General features: G+C 47.1%; 16 protein-coding genes and 1 pseudogene. 11 read left to right on the top strand and 6 right to left on the bottom strand.

Annotation, left to right across the window (positions count from 1 at the left end):
- The first annotated feature begins 199 nt into the window (after positions 1–199).
- A complete protein-coding gene (locus FJD32_RS17840; RefSeq protein ID WP_037415058.1) occupies positions 200–496 on the top strand; it encodes a hypothetical protein in 297 nt (98 codons plus the stop codon).
- 7 nt (positions 497–503) lie between these two features.
- Here FJD32_RS17840 and FJD32_RS17845 read toward each other — a convergent pair whose 3' ends face one another.
- Both FJD32_RS17845 and FJD32_RS17850 read right to left on the bottom strand, forming a co-directional pair.
- Positions 504–1124 carry a LysE family translocator gene (locus tag FJD32_RS17845; RefSeq protein WP_037421487.1) on the bottom strand — a complete coding sequence of 207 codons (621 nt, stop codon included), beginning with the start codon at positions 1122–1124 and terminating at the stop codon, positions 504–506.
- An 86-nt stretch (positions 1125–1210) separates the two neighbouring features.
- Positions 1211–2761 (bottom strand): peptidase S10, encoded by a 1551-nt coding sequence (locus FJD32_RS17850; protein ID WP_226770030.1) that lies wholly within the window; start codon positions 2759–2761, stop codon positions 1211–1213.
- A 203-nt stretch (positions 2762–2964) separates the two neighbouring features.
- Here FJD32_RS17850 and FJD32_RS17855 point away from each other — a divergent pair, with 203 nt between their 5' ends.
- From FJD32_RS17855 to FJD32_RS17870, 4 genes are all read left to right on the top strand, one after another.
- Positions 2965–3510, top strand: a complete 546-nt coding sequence (locus tag FJD32_RS17855; RefSeq protein ID WP_037427092.1) for a thioredoxin family protein — start codon at positions 2965–2967, stop codon at positions 3508–3510.
- A gap of 503 nt (positions 3511–4013) precedes the next feature.
- A complete protein-coding gene (locus FJD32_RS17860; protein ID WP_088586024.1) occupies positions 4014–5480 on the top strand; it encodes a sigma 54-interacting transcriptional regulator in 1467 nt (488 codons plus the stop codon).
- A 159-nt stretch (positions 5481–5639) separates the two neighbouring features.
- Complete coding sequence (gene ccoG, locus FJD32_RS17865) at positions 5640–7073, top strand: cytochrome c oxidase accessory protein CcoG (RefSeq protein ID WP_088586025.1); 1434 nt, start codon at positions 5640–5642, stop codon at positions 7071–7073.
- 368 nt (positions 7074–7441) lie between these two features.
- Positions 7442–9046 carry a long-chain fatty acid--CoA ligase gene (locus FJD32_RS17870; RefSeq protein ID WP_088586026.1) on the top strand — a complete coding sequence of 535 codons (1605 nt, stop codon included), beginning with the start codon at positions 7442–7444 and terminating at the stop codon, positions 9044–9046.
- Positions 9047–9139: 93 nt separating this feature from the next.
- Here FJD32_RS17870 and FJD32_RS17875 read toward each other — a convergent pair whose 3' ends face one another.
- The 4 genes from FJD32_RS17875 to FJD32_RS17890 form a co-directional block, all read right to left on the bottom strand.
- The gene (locus tag FJD32_RS17875; RefSeq protein ID WP_088586027.1) at positions 9140–10927 is read right to left on the bottom strand and encodes an ABC transporter ATP-binding protein/permease; all 1788 of its coding nucleotides are present in this window, start codon (positions 10925–10927) and stop codon (positions 9140–9142) included.
- A 287-nt stretch (positions 10928–11214) separates the two neighbouring features.
- The gene (gene hutZ / locus FJD32_RS17880) at positions 11215–11772 is read right to left on the bottom strand and encodes a heme utilization protein HutZ (protein ID WP_037427099.1); all 558 of its coding nucleotides are present in this window, start codon (positions 11770–11772) and stop codon (positions 11215–11217) included.
- Positions 11773–11805: 33 nt separating this feature from the next.
- A complete protein-coding gene (hutX, locus tag FJD32_RS17885) occupies positions 11806–12366 on the bottom strand; it encodes a heme utilization cystosolic carrier protein HutX (protein ID WP_088586028.1) in 561 nt (186 codons plus the stop codon).
- A 24-nt stretch (positions 12367–12390) separates the two neighbouring features.
- Positions 12391–14484, bottom strand: a complete 2094-nt coding sequence (locus FJD32_RS17890) for a TonB-dependent hemoglobin/transferrin/lactoferrin family receptor (protein WP_088586029.1) — start codon at positions 14482–14484, stop codon at positions 12391–12393.
- Positions 14485–14729: 245 nt separating this feature from the next.
- Between FJD32_RS17890 and FJD32_RS17895 the strand changes: the two genes are divergently transcribed.
- The 6 genes and pseudogenes from FJD32_RS17895 to FJD32_RS17920 all read left to right on the top strand — a co-directional run bounded on the left by FJD32_RS17895 (position 14730) and on the right by FJD32_RS17920 (position 19794).
- Positions 14730–15635 carry an energy transducer TonB gene (locus FJD32_RS17895; RefSeq protein ID WP_088586982.1) on the top strand — a complete coding sequence of 302 codons (906 nt, stop codon included), beginning with the start codon at positions 14730–14732 and terminating at the stop codon, positions 15633–15635.
- A gap of 96 nt (positions 15636–15731) precedes the next feature.
- On the top strand, positions 15732–16475 hold the full coding sequence (locus FJD32_RS17900; protein WP_226871904.1) for a MotA/TolQ/ExbB proton channel family protein: 744 nt from the start codon (positions 15732–15734) through the stop codon (positions 16473–16475).
- A complete protein-coding gene (locus tag FJD32_RS17905; RefSeq protein WP_088586031.1) occupies positions 16472–16909 on the top strand; it encodes a biopolymer transporter ExbD in 438 nt (145 codons plus the stop codon). Before FJD32_RS17900 ends, FJD32_RS17905 begins: the two co-directional genes overlap by 4 nt.
- 93 nt (positions 16910–17002) lie before the next feature.
- Positions 17003–17956, top strand: coding sequence for a hemin ABC transporter substrate-binding protein (locus FJD32_RS17910; RefSeq protein ID WP_088586032.1), 954 nt, complete (start codon positions 17003–17005; stop codon positions 17954–17956).
- Between the two features lie 2 nt (positions 17957–17958).
- A pseudogene (locus FJD32_RS17915) lies at positions 17959–18964 on the top strand (iron ABC transporter permease).
- An 11-nt stretch (positions 18965–18975) separates the two neighbouring features.
- Positions 18976–19794, top strand: a complete 819-nt coding sequence (locus FJD32_RS17920; protein ID WP_088586033.1) for a heme ABC transporter ATP-binding protein — start codon at positions 18976–18978, stop codon at positions 19792–19794.
- The last annotated feature ends 81 nt before the right edge of the window (positions 19795–19875 follow it).

A 19875-nucleotide genomic window follows, 5' to 3' on the forward strand; every position in this document is an offset into this window, starting at 1 on the left:
GGCCTCTGTGCGTTGCTCTGTCTAACCATAGCTCGCGATGCCGTACGACTGAGCGCCTTGATATACGCAAAAATCTGCGCACTCAGTCAGAAAGAAAAGATTTTTCCTTTCAAAAAAATCATTTATAGCATTGATTTAGTTTGTTAAATTTAGATTTTTTCGACACTCGTTACCCCGAGTTCAGGTAAGGTAAATTATTATGCTTTCAACATGTGAGTGGTTTATTGTGAATTTGGGTGATGCGCTTATATCACAATCAACATTAAGCGCACATCAATATCACCTAACCAAAGTTTATCAACAAGCTGGTAGCCCTGAGAATCTGCTGGCAGTATTTAAACATGAATCCCAAGATCTCCATTGCCACATAAAGCTATTTCTTACTTCGGAATTTCAAGAATTAGCAATGTTAGATGGCGCCGTAAGATGCGTGAAACCTAATTTTAGCGGTACTAGCTATTTGGCGGGCAATCCTAGTTATATGCTCCAAAAATAGTGAACAACTACACATAGAGGCTATACAGCACCCGTATTGCCAGCAGAATCAATACCACACCAGAAAGTTTATCAATCAAGCCCGCTTTTTCCCGCAACTTAGGCAATACACTCGAATGGGACAACACTAACGCAATTAAGGTGTACCAGAGCCCATCAACTACCAGTGGTGTTAGTACGATAAGTGCTTGACCTGTAAAACTATCTGCAACCATCACAAATTGGCTAAACAGCGCTAAAAAGAACAGCATAATCTTAGGATTGAACAGGGAAATCGCGATACCATCGCGCGCCGCTGTAAGTGTATCCGTCGCCTCCCCCGCCGTAAGTTTTGCCTGCATGCCACCGTTTGAGCGTAATGCTTGGATCCCCATCCATGCCAGATAGAGCGCGCCTAAAATCGCTATCCCATTAAAAACCAAAGGCGCATTTTTCAGCATTACCGCAAGACCAAGTAGCGTGACTAGCGCATAGACCCCTATGCCAATCGAGTGCGCCCAAGCACACACAATCCCTTTCCCGCGACCACCGCCTAAAGTATGACGCACGACCATCGCCAAACTCGGCCCAGGGGACATAGCGCCCAAGCAACAAATCGCCAATAGTCCCAACCAAGTACTAAAGCTCATTTTCAACCCTTTAAAGCATAAAAAGGCCCTCAAAAGGGCCTTCACAGGAGTGGCAGTTTAACACTGGCCTAGCAATACGGTCACTCTCATTTCACCCCGTTGGGATGATAAAAAGCGCGAATATCTTGCACCAGTTGCGCAAGCGATGCAGGCTCTACATACATCATATGACCCGCCTTGTAGTAATGCATAGTGACGCGGCTATTATCAATGCCGTTATCGGCAAAGGTATTTTCAGTCGCAAAGAAGGGCGTTGCGAAATCAAAATATCCGTTACCGACAAAAATACGCAAGTCTTTATTCTCGCGCTGCGCCTGCCCTAAATAGGGTGCCACATTCACATAATGCATTTGTTTACCGCTAATATTCCAGTTCCAGCCACGGTTAACATCGGTGGAAAGCACGTTGAAGGGGCGTGATAATTTAACCCCTAAATCCTCATACAGATATTGATGGATAGCCGCTGTATAAGCACCATCAATACCATATCCTGACGGGTCGTTATCGGTCGAGTCACCACCACTATCGTAATCTTTGCCAGTATAGCGACTGTCTAACCGCCCGATGGTCAAATCCTGATCCCTGAGCAATTCCTTGGTATAGCGACTCGCACTCACCCGTAAATTTACTCTGTCGAGGTAGGACTCACTCAGGCCCGTAAAACGCGCCAACTGTTTGCGTACAGCTTGATAATCACTTTGCGCTAAACGGCTGCCCTGTAATAGGGCTAAGGCGTAATCCTTAATAGCAAATTGACGCGCCTGTTCGACAAATGCTTCGAGCCCCAAGGCCTTATCGGCATCACTGACTTTATTGTGATAAAACGCAGTCGCCGCCATAGTCGGTAAAAAACCAATGTAGGGTTGGTTGTTACCCGGTTGATAGCGAGCGTGACTAAAGTCGAGAATCGATGAAATCAGCATCACGCCATTGACAGAGATATCGGTCCAGCCGCCTTGAAGTTCATCCACTAATGCCGCGGCTCGCGTCGTACCATAGCTTTCACCGGCAAGGTATTTGGGCGAATTCCAACGCTTATGTTCAATCAACCAACGGCGGATAAACTCGGCAATGGATTGGGCATCTTCTTTTACGCCCCAAAAATCGGTGCCTTTCTTCTCACCAAGGGCGCGGCTAAAACCGGTACCCACAGGATCGATAAACACTAAGTCAGATTCATCGAGTAATGAGTAATCGTTAGCTTCAATCCGATAAGGTGCCGCACCATCATCTTTGGCATCATCGGGCACAATCACGCGTTTGGGCCCAAAGAGTCCCATGTGCAGCCAAAGCGAGGCTGAACCTGGGCCACCGTTAAAAATAAACGTAACCGGACGTTTACTGCTGTCCTGCACATCATCCCTTAAATAAGTAATAGAAAAAATACTGGCCTGAGGCTCACCCTTATCATCCTCTAAAATGGTCTCCCCACTAATGGCTTGATAACTGATCTTCTGATTTTGAATCGTCATTTTATGCTTAGTGGTCACCACCTCTGGCACTAACTTATCCACTTTGGCTTCGCCTTTTTGAGCAGGCTCGGCATGGCCGACCATGGACACAGTAAATAACAAGGGCAGCAACATACTTGCCCATGTTAGCCCTGCGGGCGTTGACTTTTTATTTAGCACTCGCATCAATTATCCTTCCCTTCTGTAGTCATTATTTTGTGGTCTTTTTATTAGTGCACCAGCTTACAAAGACTGTGCACTCGGCGCAAAAGCACAATTGCAACTGAATGCGTCAAAGGTTTAATCGGCTTTTAAAACATAAATTCACGCAGATTTAAGCTGTTAGCCGCTAAGATAGAATGGATTATCGGAAACTTATGTAGGCATCTATGGGCACTATCACTCTCATCAGTCTGGTCATTCTCGCATTACTTGTGGGCGCGATTGGTCTGTTAATCTGGCAACGTAGCAAAGGTAAGCGCATTCCACTGGCGGTGATTTTTGTGTTGGGATTTTTCGCCGTTGGCCTAGGCGGAATTATCGGTTTTGTGCATAAAGGCGAAGATTATCAAGCCTATCAAAAGCTACAGTGGCGCACGCTGGCCCCCGAAAAAATCGCCCCACTGGTCGCCCAAGGCTACACAGTGTTTGTGGATATCACCTCAGACTGGTGCAGCATTTGCCAAACCAATAAGGCTGAAGTCACCCATAGGGAGCAAGTGGTGAATGCACTGATGGCCGACAAGATTATTTTGATGCAGGGAAATTGGAGCGAAGCCGATTCCACCATCGCGAACTACATGCAACATGAAGGAGTACCGGGTACACCTTACAATAAGGTCTATGGTCCAAGGGCGCCTAACGGCATAGTACTACCGTCAAAACTCACCATCGATGCCGTGCTTAATGGCTTAGCTCAGGCTAAAGCCTTGTAATCTATTTTGCTTATTTGGCTTAATCTTCAAAAATGGAGTATTAGAGCGCAATAAAAAAGGCTGCATCGCAGCCTTTTTGCACACTTCAAATCAGTAGAAAGCAATTTTCCGGAAAGGTGGGCAGAAAATCACTCCGTACTCTCAACAGCCGTCTAACCCCAAAACACTATAAAAATAGTTTTATAACTAGCGAGTTACTTAAATAAATATCTTAGCGAAGTAATGCATATTCCCATATAAGGGTAAGCGCACTGGTCTATTTCAACCTTGCCAATAATATTTATGAAACATTTTTATAACAATTCAGCAATTTAAGCCAGCACTAAATAAAACTTTCTATTGATTAAAATATAAGCTTTTTATTATCAACAAGTTAATGGTCAGACCTCTAAGCTAGCCTCAAAACCATTCTATTCAAACATGACAAAGCAACTCGCGATATATCGCGACACGACTCAAGGGGTTATACTCTAGGCACTCATTCGTATTAAGGAATCAACGGAATGACATCAACACAGCCCGCCGTAATGCCCTTGGATAAACATTTTCTGCCAGAGAATCAGTTACTGCTCAATGCCGTGGGTGAAGGCATTTATGGGTTTGATTTAAATGGCAATGCTGTCTTTATCAATCCCGCCGCCGAGCGCATGACGGGCTGGAAGAATGAAGAGTTACTCGGCAAAAATATCCATAATTGCCATCATCATAGCCATGCGGATGGCAGTCATTATCCCCAGGAAGATTGCCCCATCTACAACACCTTAAAGGATGGGATTGCAAGGGAAATTACCCACGATGTGTTTTGGCGTAAGGATGGCAGCAGCTTTCCCGTGTATTACAGCTCTACGCCCGTCTATCGGGACAACAAACTTATCGGTGTAGTCGCGATATTTCGTGACATCAGTATTCAAAAACAAACCGAGCAGTCGCTACGCCAGGCTTTAGCACAGGTTCAAGCTCTGTCGGAGCAACTGGCCAGCGAGAATCATTATCTCCAAGCCGAGTTAGCCGATAAGACTGGCGATGTGGATATTTCGGGCAGTAGCGCAGTGATCCGCCATATGATCCAGCAACTGCATATGGTGGCCAATACCGACAGTACCGTATTGATTTGTGGCGAGAATGGCACAGGCAAAGAGCTGGTTGCCCGCAACTTACATCAACTGAGTCGCCGCAAAGATAAGCCCATGATCAGCGTTAACTGCGCGGCATTTTCAGCCTCACTGTTAGAGAGTGAGCTGTTTGGCCATGAGAAAGGCGCCTTTACGGGTGCGACTCAACAGCGCAAGGGCCGCTTCGAACTTGCCCATCAAGGCACCCTGTTTCTCGATGAGGTGGCCGAATTAAGTTTGGAGGCGCAATCTAAGTTACTGCGAGTGATCCAAGAGCAATCCTTTGAGCGACTCGGCGGCAGCGAAACCGTCAAGGTGAATATTCGCTTAGTCGCCGCCAGTCATCATGATTTACTCAAACGCGTTGAACAGGGCTTATTTCGAATGGATCTCTATTACCGCTTGAATGTCTTCCCAATTCAAGTGCCACCGCTGAGGGCGAGACTGGAGGATATGCCCGAGCTTGTCAGCCATATACTGCACTCCCTTAACCGTAAGCTGGGTAAAAAAATCCGAGGGGTAAGTCAAAAAGGCCTAAAAAAATTAATGGCCTACAGCTGGCCTGGTAATGTGCGCGAATTGCAGAATATCCTTGAGCGTGAGGCTATATTATCTCAAACGGATATTTTACATATCCATGCCATGCCCACGAATCACCTACAGACTCAAACCGCGGCTTCACCATTACAAACCTTGGCCGAGGCAGAAGCACAGCATATTGAGCAAACATTAAAACTGCTGAACTGGCGTATTTCGGGCGCAAACGGCGCAGCCAGTGTACTCGGCGTCCCGCCAAGTACCCTCAGATCGCGAATGAAGAAGCTCGGGATTACACGTCAAATCACTAATGATGAATAGTCTCAAAAACGCGATATATCGCCAATTGACGATATATCGCGACACACATAAAAACCAATCTAATTTAAATCAATAAATATCAAATAGTTAAATGCAAATTATTTTGGCCTAACGCTTGCTATAGGGAGCCGAATCTTATTTAAGCCGTTAGGACAGCATATGCCCAAGAGTGACACCCAACACAGAGAGAACGCCAAACATCCCTCTGCCGAGCAATTTATCCCGGTAAAAAATATCCAGGCGGAAGATAAGCCTGCACACAAAAGCAGTGGCCAGATTCATTTCCGAGAGCAGAAAGGCTATTTTCAGCGTCTCAGAACCACAATGAATAGCCTGTTAGTACTGCTGTTTTTTGCACTGCCGTTTATTTCATTTGATGGTCGGCAAGCGATACTGCTGGATGTGAGTCAGCAACAATTCTTCTTTTTTGGCCTCACGCTCTGGCCACAGGATTTCACCTTACTCGCTTGGGTGTTTATTGCCGCGGCTTTTGGCCTCTTTTTTATAACCGTGTTTTGGGGACGGGTCTGGTGCGGCTATCTTTGCCCACAAACCGCGTGGACCTTTATGTTTGTCTGGCTCGAAAGCCAAATTGAGGGTAACAGCAATAAACGCAAGTTGCTCGATAAGGCGCCATGGTCTGCGAGTAAACTCAGTAAAAGAACGCTCAAACACAGCCTGTGGGGATTAGCCGCCTTGATTACTGGCTGTGGATTTATCAGTTACTTCATCCCAGCCCGTGAACTCTACTTGGATATTTTTACTGGCAACGCCGGCTTTTGGACAACCTGCTGGGTATGGTTTTTCGCGATTTGCACTTACTTAAACGCTGGCTGGATGCGCGAACAAATGTGCTTACACTGCTGTCCCTATGCGCGTTTTCAGGCCGTGATGTTCGATGCCAACACCAAAACCGTGACCTATGATGCCGCACGCGGCGAAGCCCGCGGCCCCCGTAAACGCAAGCAACAAACCGAACTCGGTGATTGTGTTGACTGTAATTTATGTGTTGAGGTCTGCCCGACGGGGATTGATATTCGCCAAGGCCTCCAATACGAGTGCATTAACTGCGGCGCCTGTGTCGATGCCTGCAATGAAACCATGCAAAAATTCGAATACAAACAAAACCTTATTAGCTATGTTAGCGAGAATGAATTAAAAGGTGTCGCCCATTCCAATTTGCGCTCGCCACGCTTTTTAGGTTACGGCGCTGCCGTTGTTATTATGTTGGTTGTGATAGGTTTAGATCTCTCCAGTCGCAGTGAGATTCAGCTTAACGTCATTCGCGACAGACAGAGTCTGTACCGCGAAACCGCCGATAACAAAGTGGAAAATACCTACCAGCTGAAGATCCGTAACAAGACTCAACAAACCAAGCAATACCAACTCGCGGTCAACAGCGAAATGCCATTCAGCTTAATTGCCGACCCGGTAATCACCCTCGCGGCAGGTGAACAAGCAGATTACCCCGTGACAGTATTAGCCGATAAGAATGCAATCCCTGCGGGACGCAAACTTATCGAATTCTCGGTAACTGATGTCAACGAACCCAAACAAAGCGTCAGCCAAGAAACCGGCTTCTTTAGCCCTTAATTCATAGCCTCAATGCTCCCATTTAGCCGTAGACAACCAATAAGACGCCATCGATTGAGCGTCTTATTGGTTTTTAAAATGGCCACATCCTATTGCGCGCCCTTTTCTTTCCCCCAATTCAGCTAACAATTGCTATAAAAATGCCCCTAAAACATCAACACGCCCTAATATACCCGAGTTAATAAAGACTTAACTCTACTCCGCCCATATAGAGTAAAAACACTATTTTTAACATAAAGATAGTAGCAATCTTTGGATAGAATTATTTGGCGATAAACATTGACCTTATAGGTTGAATCCTTCTAATCTAAACACTCGTTTGATTTTAAAATAATAATAACGACTAAACCGATTTGAGGTAGTTAGGCATGGCATACGATCAAGAGTCACAACTCGAACTTGGCAAATACTCTTCACTCATAGACTTAATCGAACGCACTAGCCAACGCTTTGGCGATAAAACCGCATATGCTTGCTTAGGTAAAAGCAGTAGCTTCAATGAGATAGAACGTGATTCACGCTATTTTGCCGCCTATTTGCAGAATAACACTAACCTAAAACCTGGCGATCGGATCGCGATTCAATTACCCAATATTACCCAATTCGTCATCGCCGCCTATGGTGCACTACGAGCAGGCCTGATTCTCGTCAACACTAACCCGCTTTATACTGAACGTGAGCTTATCCATCAGTTTAATGACTCAGGCGCTAAGGCCTTAGTGGTATTGTCAGATCTGTTGCCAACCCTCGCCAAAGTGGTTGCAACCACACCAATTGAATTGGTGATTTCGACCCACCCGTTAGATCTTATCGATCCACAAGTTCAGCCCAAAACGGGGCTTAAAAATGTCGAATTCTGTCACGTATTAAAACAAGGTGCAGAGCTACCGTTTACGCGCTTTATGCCCGCCTTAGGCGATTTAGCCGCGCTGCAATATACCGGTGGCACAACGGGTCTTTCTAAGGGCGCAATGCTGACCCACGGTAATATGCTCGCCAATGCGGCGCAGGTAAAATCCCGCATCGGCAGTGTTATCACCGAAGGGGAAGATACCTTTGTCGCGCCACTGCCGATTTACCATATCTACGCCTTTATGGTGAACTTGGTGCTGTATTTTGAATGTGGCGGTTGCTCGGTATTAATCCCTAACCCCCGTGATATTAATGGCTTAATCAAGACGCTGGCGAAATACCCCTTCACCGGTTTTGCAGGGCTTAACACCTTATTTGTCGCCCTGTGCCATCAACCCGAATTTAAGGCGCTAGATTTTAGCCATTTAAAAATCACTATTTCAGGTGGCACAGCGCTGACCGCTGCGGCTGCCAATCTGTGGCAACAAACCACGGGTAATACCATTAGCGAAGGTTATGGCTTATCCGAGACCTCGCCAGTGATCTCGCTCAATGCCCCGGAATATCAAAAGATTGGTACTATCGGTAAGCCCGTTCTCGGCACTGAAGTCAAACTGTTAGACGAAAACGGTAATGAAGTCGCGCAAGGGGAAGCCGGTGAGCTCGCCGCCCGTGGCCCACAGGTGATGCTAGGTTATTGGAATAATCCCCAAGAAACGGCCAATGTGATGACGGCTGATGGTTTCTTTAAAACGGGGGATATTGCGATTCTGAACGAGGAAGGCTTCCATCAAATCGTTGATCGTAAAAAGGATATGATTATTGTCTCCGGCTTTAACGTCTATCCTAATGAAGTCGAAAACGTGCTTGCTAGCCACCCAAATATCATCGAATGCGCCGTAGTTGGCGTAAAGGATGAACACTCGGGAGAAGCAGTCAAAGCCTGTATCGTGCTCAAGGATGACAGCCAAGACCCTGACCTGATGAAAACCACCATCATCAACTTCTGCCGCGAGCAACTCACTGCCTACAAACTGCCTAAGTTGATTGAATTTATGCCGCAGTTGCCTAAGAGTACTGTGGGTAAGATTCTGCGTAGAGAACTCAAAAATCAGCCTTAAAAACCATTAAGTAATTTGAACGGCTTTAAATCAAATAAAACCCCAGAGCAACACTCTGGGGTTTTATTTGAGCCTCTTTACCCAATCCAAGTCTTACTCGCTCAATGGGTTAACCTCATCCGTTAGCAGCTGCAAACTGGCAAACTCTCGATATAAGGCATTGGTTTGCATTAGAGTTTGATGCTTACCACTGGCAACAATTCGCCCCTTATCAAACACAATAATTCGATCGGCATTAATTACGGTTGCAAGCCGATGGGCGATGATCAGCGTAGTTTTACCCGCCATTAACTCATCAAGCGCCTGCTTCACTTTTTGCTCACTCAAGGCATCGAGTGCACTGGTGGCCTCATCGAGTAATAGGATAGGTCTGTCGGCTAAAATGGCCCTCGCAATGGCAATACGTTGTTTTTGCCCGCCAGATAAGCGCACACCGCGCTCACCCAAATAGGTTTGATAACCTTCATTAAATTCACTGATAAACTCATGGGCACGGGCCGCAATACAGGCATCGATCACTTCCTGCTCGTTGGCATCAACGCGGCCATAGCGCACATTTTCTAGCACACTAGTAGCAAAAATCACTGAGTCCTGCGGCACCAGTGCAAACTGCGCCCGCAAATCCTGTGGTGAAAGCGCAGCAATATCAATCCCATCCAATAAGATACTGCCAGATGACGGCACATAAAACCGCTGCAATAACTGAAATAGCGTGCTCTTGCCGGCACCACTCGGGCCGACCAAAGCCACCCGCTCGCCGGCATTTATTACAAGGTCTAAGTCGCTGAGCACTAACTGAGTTTGCTCGGGATAATGGAAGTTAAGTTGTTGCAGTTGCAGCTCGCCGCGTACTTTATCTGGCAGAGTTTTAGGCACCAGTGGCGCCGGAATATCGACCTCAGTTTCGGCTAATTCGATTAAGCGTTCTGCGGCGCCCGAGGCACGTTGGATTTCCCCGACCACTTCACTAATGGTCGCAACCGCGCCTGCCACCATGACCGCATAAAACATAAAGGCTGAGAGTTCGCCGCCCGTCATCTTACCCGACATCACATCGTGGGCGCCGACCCAAGTCACTAGCGCAATGGCAGCAATACTGAGGAACATCACTGAAGAAATCAGCAGCGCGCGGTAACGAATGCGGCCGCTGGCGGCGGTCATCACATCTTCGACACGGCCGTTAAATAAACTGCGGTCCTTATCCTCATGGCCATAGGCCTGCACTGTGTGGATCTCATGCAAGGTTTCATCCACATAGGCACCGAGATCCGCCACCCTATCTTGGCTCTCGCGCGCTAAGGTGCGCACCTTTCTGCCAAAGAAACCGACAGGCCCCAACACCAAAGGCACGGCCAGTAACACCAGTAGTGTCATCTTCACGCTGGTGATCCCCATCATCGCCAGCCCACCAATAACCGTCACGCCGGAGCGCAGTGCCATAGAAAGACTCGAGCCGACAACGGTTTGCAGTAAGGTTGAATCGGCGGTAAAACGCGAAATCACCTCACCAGTGCGCACCTTGGCATAAAATGCCGGAGATAATTTAAGTAATTGATTATAAACCGCAAGCCTTATATCGGCACTGACCCGCTCGCCGAGCCAAGTCATCTGATAAAAACGGCAAAACACCGCGGTGCCACTCACGGCGGTGATCAGCAGCACCAACAGAATAATTTCATTGAGACGCTGGGCGTTATCCTTAATAAAGCCTTCGTCCACCATCAACCGCACGCCCTGCCCGAGGGATAGCCAGGCCAAGGAACCAATCAACAGAAATACAATCGCCGCTACCACCCGCAGGCGATAGGGCTTAAGAAATTGCCAAAGCCAGGGCAATACCGCCCGTTGGCGAACCGAGGTGTGTGAAGATTGTTGAGACACAATGGACTCCAATAATGGTCGAAGAGGTGGAATGCTCGAATCGGTGGGCTCTATGAGCGGTTTGTTCACTCTTGTTATCCTTCGGCTTTATTTGTCATTCAACTTAGCACAAATGACAATGAACTGAGCACACAAGAAAGCGCACACGATAACCAAAGTGATGCTAGCAAAGCAAAAATTCAAGGCTAAGAATATAAAAGCCAAAAATAAACCCGCATTGATAGCGGGTTTATGATTGCGCCTTGAGTAGGGCAAGATCAAAGTACAGAAGTGTAAAACACAGATATCTAAGCTACCTGCATATCTTCAGGCGTTTTTGGGGTGCCATGGTGACCATCACGCTTCCAGTTCACATCGAGTAATTCACTGCCTGTAAGAGTAAAGGCTTGGCCAAAGCCTTTGACATACAATCCTTGATGGGGCGCTAACTTGTACAGGTTAAAGTCCGTCAGCGCTGCCAAATTATCCGACATGTCGCCAAAACGTTTAGATAACAGGCTGACTCCTTTGCTAAACGAGGGCGTATCACGTGCAACCGCTTGAGCCATGGCATCAAAGGTTAATCGTTTGCGGGCGAATACAGATTTGGCTTCGACTTCATCCTCCACCAGCATCACAGACACTTTAGTAGACTGTTTAAGATTATGGCCGTGGCGCGCTAAGTCACTCACCAAGATATAAAAACCATCGTCTGCTAAGGCAAATGGCGCGTAACTGGCATTAGGTTGACCATCGGTATCGACGGTGGCGAGTTGTAAGGTTTTACGTTGCTGTTTAAAGACCTCTATTTCAGGTAACAGTTTGTCCCTTAAACGCTGTTCTTGCTCGGAAATGTCAGGCTTCATATTGGTTTCCTCAATAAATTACGTTCATCAATGTTAATCAGCAAAGGTAGCGGCCAGCGCTTTAAAACGGCGCACTTGCTCAGGAAAAAGCACTCTTTGCTTGTCACGTCCTAAATAAACTTTAAATACCACTTCACCCTGAGGTCCAAAAAAGTTAATGGAATGGCTCTCGCTGCCCCTAAAAGGTCTGCTGATCAAGGCTATCGCCCGCATGCCATCCAATTTAAGATGGCCATGTAAGCCATCCCCTTTGCTGTAGAGGTTGTAGTAGCCATGGGCAAATTTTCCTTGGGGAAAATCGCCTTTAAATTCAAATACACTGCCCGAAAGCATCACTATGGTAGTTAACGAACCCCACTCGGGTAAGCTTTGTAGTAACTCGTCCATATGGGCCAAAGGTAAAAACACTCGCTGCGCTTGAGGTAAGGCGGTAACCACCTCAAGCTCGGCAATCCCTAATTCACTCGCCAACTGTACAGGCATTAAATCTGGTTGAGTTTCAAATCGTTGCCGCAACATTTGCTGGGTTTCAGCATTTGAATCTCGGCGACTCAGCACGTTATCCGTGTTTTCAATGTCGACTGTTTGGGTCATTTCCTAGATCCTCTATCCCAAGGTTTAGAACATGTAGCGTGCAGACAGCTTCATATTACGGCCGGGCTGATACAAGGTTTGCCATGCCTGCAGATACTTCTCATCACCAATGTTTTCAATGGCAAAATCAACTCTCAGGCCCGACATTACGCCCATCGCGGGCTCCCATGCTAGATACACATCCCAAAGGGTGTATTCATCATATTTTGCAACACTGTAACCTTTGGGTGTATTCGCTTGGCTGGCAACATAGGTCACTCGCGTGCCTAGCTTCATATCGCCTTCCATAATCCCTTGGGACAAGTCGACATTAAACTTATTGGCTGGCATCCCTTCGATATAATCGCCAGTGTTACGGTCTTCTCCGCGGGTTTGACCATAATTCATCGCTAAACGCGTTTGTCCAATACGATAACGACCACTGAGCTCAAAGCCCGTTAATTGAGCGTCTTCCACGTTGTTCCACGAGGTTGTTTGCTCAAGTCCTGGTATCCCCCGATATGGATTAGAGACTTGCTGAACAATAAAATCGTCCACATCATTACGGAAGATGTTTAAGGTAATGGCTAACTCATCATCACCAGCTAAGTCATTGAAGCGAAGGTCAGCTTTAAGCTCTTTATTACGGGCCACTTCTGACTTTAGGCTAGGATTTGTCGCAAAGGTGTTACATAACCCTTGGGGTAAAAAACCCGGTATTGGCGGAATGCAGTAATGGGTACCGCTAGAGAACATTTCCTCCACCGTCGGCGCTCGGAAGGCCTGATCATAGCGCGCACTTAAGGTCAGCCATGGCTGCGTTTGCCAACTTAATCCAAGTGAAGGAGATAGCTCAGTATCATCAGCAGATGCATTAAGGTTATGACTCTGGTTTTTAAAACTGTCATAACGCAAAGCAGCATCGAGGTTTACCGTTTGTGTCAGTTGCACATCCGCCCGAGTAAAAGCTCCCCATACCGTTGTTTCGCCATCAATATCCTCAGGACGCTGCCCAACCTGTCCCTTATCGTCTCTAACGGTTTTAAGGGTATCGCGATAGCCATCAACACCGTAGGTCAACTTAGTGTTACCGAGTTGAGAACTATTGTTCAAATTAATGCCAACGGTGCGGTATTCAGTACTATCTAATTGGCCTTTAGTGACACGGTCTTCGTCGTAATCTGTGCTATTCCAATAAACCTGCACATGAGTATCCAAATAAGGATTATTGGCTGGCGCTAAGCTGTAATTGAGGGTGATATTTTGATCGTCCGTTTTGCGGCGCACTAAAGGCACTGAGCTACTCACTGCCGCAGAAGGATTACTTGGCACCAATTCATTAATCTTGTTAACTCTTGCCGATAACGCTAAGCGTGAGGCTTTATCAGCCTGCCAGCCGAATTTAGCCAGTCCACTGCTTCCTGAAGAAGCGCTGTTGACTAAGGTTTCATCATTGCCGGTATTAATATTGTTGGAATCAACATAACTGCCATTGAGCAACCAATCGACTGTTGCTTGCTGGCCATAGACTGCGGCGCTGGTTTTAGTGCGGTCGCCATTGGTGTCATAGCCTTGTTTGACATAACCACCAAAGGTTTCATTTGGCGCTAAAAAATCCTGAGCAGACTTAGTATTTTGTGCAACAACACCGCCGAGGGCACCACTGCCCCACAAACTACTGGCAGGACCTCGGATCACCTCGATAGATTTAAGTAGTTCAGGGTCCATAAAATAGGAACCGCGATGGCCCGAACTAGTATTTTGCCTTGCACCATCGATCGTTTGTAAAACACGATCACCGCTTAAACCACGAATTTCGACGCCCTGAGAGGTCGCTCTTGGGCCATTTGTTAAGTTAATATTCGCTTCGTTTTTTAATACTTCGGCAACCGATGAAGCCTGTGAAACGTTAAGCTGCTCTTCTGCGACAACTGCCACACTTCGACTGGTTTCAGACACTTTCTCACTCAAACGCGTCGCACTCACTAACACTTCATCAAATTCAGTTTCGACAACCCCCTGTTCAGCACTCTTCTGAACCGCAGAGGGTTTGACGCCTTCTTCAGCCGCTAACGCAAAACTTAGCGCCGTACTACTTAGTGCCATCGCAACGGCGATCACTAACGGCTTTTTGTTCATATTATCTTCCTCAAATTATTAATTTTATTAATCAATTAGTATCTAAAAAGACTCGTAACAGTCATTCGCCTACCTTGGCATTTTGCTAGTTTTTTGAGCATTCACTTTAGCAATTGCAGGCACTCTAACTGAGAATATAAAATTGATCAAATGAAAATCATTATCATTTGCGATCTTATTTATATTTGTGTATCTTAATTAGCAATGATTGATGAGTGAATGCTTTGGGAATGGGAAGGTTTGCCGTGACACCAAAACGATATTTAGCTTTTGGCGCATTAACTGTTGCGATTCAAACGGGGGTTATAGCTTCGCAGCCTTCGATTTCATTACCGAAGAATCTTAACGAATTTGCTCAAATGCACGCATTCAATGAGGTAAACAAAGCGGTTACCTTAAGCTTTGCAGCACATCATTCAGTGGAAAAATCAGCGGTCATATCTGAGCTAAAAAGTACGCCAGCGAATGCAGATCCCGTGGATACGATCTCCCAAAATGTGCCTAATGCAAGCTCGTCTAATGCCAAGGTAGCTAATGCCAGTAAGCGCCAAACGGCGCCAAAACGAACTGATACGGCGACAACTGAAATGGCAAGGCAAGCCCACGAACCGACCACAGCTAAGCCGCAAACTGTTAAATCCGCTGAACAAAACAAGCCAACGCCGAACACATCCTCTAAGGCAGATGCGACAACGGCTATGAAGCTAATGGCTGCAAATACACTGCATCAACAAGAAACAGAAGAAATAGCAAAATCTTCTGAGCGAGAGATATCGCAAATGGCAGAAATCAAGACTCAAGATAATGCAGCTATTAACAACAGCGATGTGACGCCCACAAGTGCCAGCAAGAACACCAAAGCCACTCCCGAGGTTATCGAGCTGGCAACACCCACTTTTGCCAGTCAACCTCCCCAACCAACATACCCGCGTATGGCGCGCAAAAAAGGCTTGGAAGGAACCGCAACAATTGAAGTGATGTTTAACGAATTTGGACAACAGCTCGCCCTCACGTTAGTCAAAAGCTCTGGTGTCAGCCTGCTGGATCAAGCGGCACTAGAGGCGGTAGAGACTTGGCAGTTTGAGGCGCCAAGCCCAAAACTGGCGAGCCATTACAAGGTGAGGGTACCGATTCGCTTCGCCTTAAATTGATCCTGTGGCGATGCAATCGCTTAACCACGCTAATCCTATTGCAACGAATTTGGCTGAATGCTTGATAACAGATCTAACTATAGAGACTCACCGCTTATGACTGACTTTTCTACCCTACATGGCCAGCTCGGTTCACTCACCTGGCCTTTGCTGATATGTGCATTCCTTGCCTTGATGATTTGCCTTGAGCGTAGCGCACTGTTTTTACAACAATCCGTAGCGTCAATCTCCCCAAAAAAACAAGCTTGGGTTAAAGAGCTACGCCACTCTGATGCCAAACCGACAAGCGAAAACATTCAAGCTTTACTCTCTAAAACCAGCCATCAGCAGGATTTACTGGCCAGTGGCGCAACACTGCTGTTAGCGCAAGCACATCAACCCAAACCACTCAGGGAAGAATTACTCAGTCTATGGCTGAATAAACAACAAAGGGAGCTGCAAGCGGGCCTTAAGATTTTGCAAGTGATAGGGATTATTAGTCCGCTACTGGGGTTACTCGGCACAGTACTTGGGTTAATTGACATGTTTGCCCAACTTGGCCAGTCCCAAGGGCCAGTCACACCCGCGCAACTCAGTGCGGGGCTTGGGCTGGCGATGAATACTACCGCAGCAGGCCTTATTATTGCGGTGCCGACTATTACCGCCGCCCATTTATTCGGGATTTGGGCGCATAGCCAATGCTTAAAAGCGAGCCATGTGCTGAATCAAATTAACTTATGGTTATCCGGTGTAGACAAGCAGCCACTTGAGCAGGACTTATATCAGGCATTCGCTCTAGGAAATCAGGCGAATCAAACACCTAACACTCCACACGCCGCATCTCTTGAGTCTCAGCCATGATAAGCACTCACCACACGTCGTTACCCCAAGCAGGGATCAGTGCCTTAGAGCCACTGCCCAGCATCGATCTTACGGCATTGATTGATATTATTTTTATTGTTTTAGTGTTTCTGTTGCTCACCGCAAATAGCCGTTTGCTGAGCTTACCCGTTGATGTACCTCAAAGCCCAAGCAACGCCATTACTGCATTCGAGCATAAGCAATCGATAGCCATCAATATTATGGCGACTTCACCCTACTGGGCGATTAATGGCGAAAAATTTGCTGATTTAACCGCGTTTACTACAGCCTTTGAAGCGCAGTTAACGGCTCAACCACAGGCCACCGTCATTATTGCTGCCGATAAAGCCGCGCCAGTTGAACCGCTAATGCAGCTACTGGCACTTTTGCAGGGCAACGCCATTAATCAAACCCAAATTTTGATGGAACATTAACCCTAAACCTTAACTCAATCGTGTTTTAACCCGTTTACCCTGCAAGGTTGATAACACCTCGACCTTGCTTTTAGATGGATCAGGAGTTTACCCATGTTGTTTCAAGCTGTGCGTTATAGATTTAATAAACTCAGTCAACCGACCGATAGCAATGCATTCAATAAATGGTTGTGTCTACTCCCCGCAGTCATAGCACTCGTTTCATTTAATGCTTGGAGTGCAACTCAGGACATAAAGTTGGTGAGCGCGGGGGCGGGTGTCACCGAGTTAGTGCTGGCGTTAGGGGCGGCCGATGAGTTAGTGGCTGTCGATGCCACCAGCTATGTGCCTGAGCAATTAAGCTCAGTCGCTAAACTGGGCTACCACCGCATGCTTTCCGCTGAAGGCATTATGGCACTCAGCCCTACACTAGTTGTGGGGTCCGACGTAATGGGCCCAGAAACCACCCTAAACGTACTAAAACAAGCCAATATCAAGGTAGTGCAATTACCCTCAAGCGCCGATGAGCAACAATTAATGAGCAATATCGATACGCTAGCACAATCGCTTAATCGAACAGACAAAGCGGCCCCGCTAAAGCAGGAGTTGCATCAAAGGCTAGATAAGTTAAATAAGCAAAAACAACAACTCAGCCAACATTATGCTCAGCCAAAAATCCTCTTTATGTTATTACAGGAAGGACGAGGAGCCCGAGTCGGTGGCAAAGGTACCGCTGCCGATACCATTATTGCGCTATCGGGCGCAAAGAATATTGCAGACTTTGAAGGCTACAAGACATTGTCCCAAGAGGGCATTCTCGCCTTACAACCGGATGTGATTTTACTGTCTAACCGCAGCGAAAAAACTGACTCGCAAACCAACAGTCAAACAACCCAGGCTCTATTAAAGGAGATGCCGCTGCTAGCGCATACTCCCGCAGGCCAAAATGGTCATATCCAAACCCTTGCCCCGCAAGCTTTACTGGGAGGTTTAGGTATTAGCGCCATTGGTGCTGCCGAAACGCTTGCAGATACCCTACTCACTCAAGGTAAAACGGCGGGAAAATAACCATGTTACAGTATCGCTGGCTTTGGCCCACAATGATGATGCTCCTCATCCTGAGCAGTATACTCTCGGTGAGTGTAGGTCCTGTAAGCATTAGTCTTATGGACTCCCTCAGTGCGGTATTTAATTGGGCAACCCAGCAAAGCATTGGCAATCTTGCACCCCATGAGCAACTGGTGGTAAGTAACGTGCGTCTACCCAGGACCTTGTTAGCCCTTACGGTAGGCGCAATTCTTGCTCAATGTGGCGCTGTGATGCAGGGATTATTCCGTAATCCACTGGCAGACCCAGGTATTATCGGGAGCCGCATTAGGTGCGGCCATCTGTATCGTGTTATTTCCCGACGTGGGATCTTTTATGATTTCCCTTGGCGCCTTTCTCTGTGGGTTAGCCACAACCCTGATCGTTTATCGTCTGGCGAGTAACGGTTTAGGCACATCTGTGGTGTTATTGCTGCTTTCCGGCGTGGCGATTGCAGCGCTAGCAGGAGCGGGCATAGGCGTACTGACTTATCTCGCTAATGATATGGCATTACGTGACTTAACCCTTTGGCAAATGGGCAGTATTGCGGGAGCTCAATGGCAATATGTCGGCCTGTGTTTACTGGTATTAGTGTTGCTGAGTTGGCGTTTTCAGCGTGATGCCATGGCACTTAATGCCCTGCTACTGGGTGAAGCTGAAGCCAGACATTTAGGGATTGATGTCGACCGTCTTAAGTTAAGACTCATCCTACTCTGTGCATTAGGCGTAGGCGTGAGTGTGGCCGCAACAGGGATTATCGGTTTTATTGGTCTAGTGGTTCCCCATTTAGTGCGGATGATTTTGGGGCCAGATCATAAACGACTTTTACCCATGAGCGCCCTCTTGGGCGCTGCGCTTTTAGCCTTAGCTGACATAGGTGCGCGGGCATTTTTACCCCCCGCCGAATTACCTGTCGGCTTAGTCACAGCGCTTATCGGTGCGCCATTCTTTATCTTTTTACTCCTGCAACAACGCAGCAAATTAATCTAAGCGAGAACTCCATGGCTATGAGCTTATCGGCTGCGCCCGTCGCTAAACAACATTTTGAACGTACCCAATTAACCGTGGATAGGCTCAGCTACGCTATCGGCGATAAGGCGGTGTTGAACAACATTCGCGTGCAATTTCAACCGGGCAGTGTCACCGCACTTTTAGGGCCTAATGGGGCAGGCAAATCCACACTGTTAAAGGCACTGTGCCAAGAGATCCCCACTGCGCAAGGCAGCATCAAGCTTGGCCACTGCCCACTAGTGGATTGGCCAAGGGCTGAACTGGCAAAATCCCTCGCCGTTCTGCCTCAACATGCCAGCTTAACCTTCCCCTTTACCGTGGATGAAGTGGTGGCAATGGGGCTTTATCCCTTAACCTTGAGTCAAAAAGAAGGCCAGCAGTTAGTCACAAAATGGCTTGCCGAAGTGGGTGTATTGCATTTAGCTCGGCGCAGTTACCCCACGCTTTCTGGGGGAGAAAAACAAAGGGTGCAACTGGCGAGGGTGTTAACGCAGTTAAGCCAATCCCCCTTCCCGCCGATTTTACTGTTAGATGAGCCAACCTCAGCACTGGATCTGGCGCAGCAACACAAAGTATTAGCGCTAGCAAAAAATCTCGCCCACAAGCACGCCTACACTGTGATTGTGGTATTGCACGACCTAAATCAGGCTGCCCGTTACAGCGACAGAGTTATCGTCCTCAAACAGGGTGAAATCGTCAGTGAAGGTACACCTAACGACGCATTATCGATTGATATAATTCGCCAAGTATGGGATTACGAACCTGAGTTTATTCCTGCACCACTGGGCGGTTATCCATTGATTTTTTGATGCAAAATTGACTTCACTAGCGCCTTTAGCGGCGCAGTTGTGGGTATAATCGCTGCAATAGACACCTAAAGTCACAGTGTG

Source organism: Shewanella sp. LC6, assembly GCF_006385735.2.
Taxonomy (GTDB): Bacteria; Pseudomonadota; Gammaproteobacteria; order Enterobacterales; family Shewanellaceae; genus Shewanella; species Shewanella xiamenensis.

Coding starts and splice junctions, on each gene's coding strand:
- FJD32_RS17855 (WP_037427092.1), top strand. CDS start 2,965: ATGGGCACTATCACTCTCATCAGTCTGGTCATTCTCGCATTACTTGTG.
- FJD32_RS17845 (WP_037421487.1), bottom strand. CDS start 1,124: ATGAGCTTTAGTACTTGGTTGGGACTATTGGCGATTTGTTGCTTGGGC.
- FJD32_RS17890 (WP_088586029.1), bottom strand. CDS start 14,484: ATGAACAAAAAGCCGTTAGTGATCGCCGTTGCGATGGCACTAAGTAGT.
- FJD32_RS17920 (WP_088586033.1), top strand. CDS start 18,976: ATGGCTATGAGCTTATCGGCTGCGCCCGTCGCTAAACAACATTTTGAA.
- FJD32_RS17870 (WP_088586026.1), top strand. CDS start 7,442: ATGGCATACGATCAAGAGTCACAACTCGAACTTGGCAAATACTCTTCA.
- hutZ (WP_037427099.1), bottom strand. CDS start 11,772: ATGAAGCCTGACATTTCCGAGCAAGAACAGCGTTTAAGGGACAAACTG.
- FJD32_RS17840 (WP_037415058.1), top strand. CDS start 200: ATGCTTTCAACATGTGAGTGGTTTATTGTGAATTTGGGTGATGCGCTT.
- FJD32_RS17860 (WP_088586024.1), top strand. CDS start 4,014: ATGACATCAACACAGCCCGCCGTAATGCCCTTGGATAAACATTTTCTG.
- FJD32_RS17905 (WP_088586031.1), top strand. CDS start 16,472: ATGATAAGCACTCACCACACGTCGTTACCCCAAGCAGGGATCAGTGCC.
- FJD32_RS17850 (WP_226770030.1), bottom strand. CDS start 2,761: ATGCGAGTGCTAAATAAAAAGTCAACGCCCGCAGGGCTAACATGGGCA.
- ccoG (WP_088586025.1), top strand. CDS start 5,640: ATGCCCAAGAGTGACACCCAACACAGAGAGAACGCCAAACATCCCTCT.
- FJD32_RS17900 (WP_226871904.1), top strand. CDS start 15,732: ATGACTGACTTTTCTACCCTACATGGCCAGCTCGGTTCACTCACCTGG.
- FJD32_RS17910 (WP_088586032.1), top strand. CDS start 17,003: ATGTTGTTTCAAGCTGTGCGTTATAGATTTAATAAACTCAGTCAACCG.
- hutX (WP_088586028.1), bottom strand. CDS start 12,366: ATGACCCAAACAGTCGACATTGAAAACACGGATAACGTGCTGAGTCGC.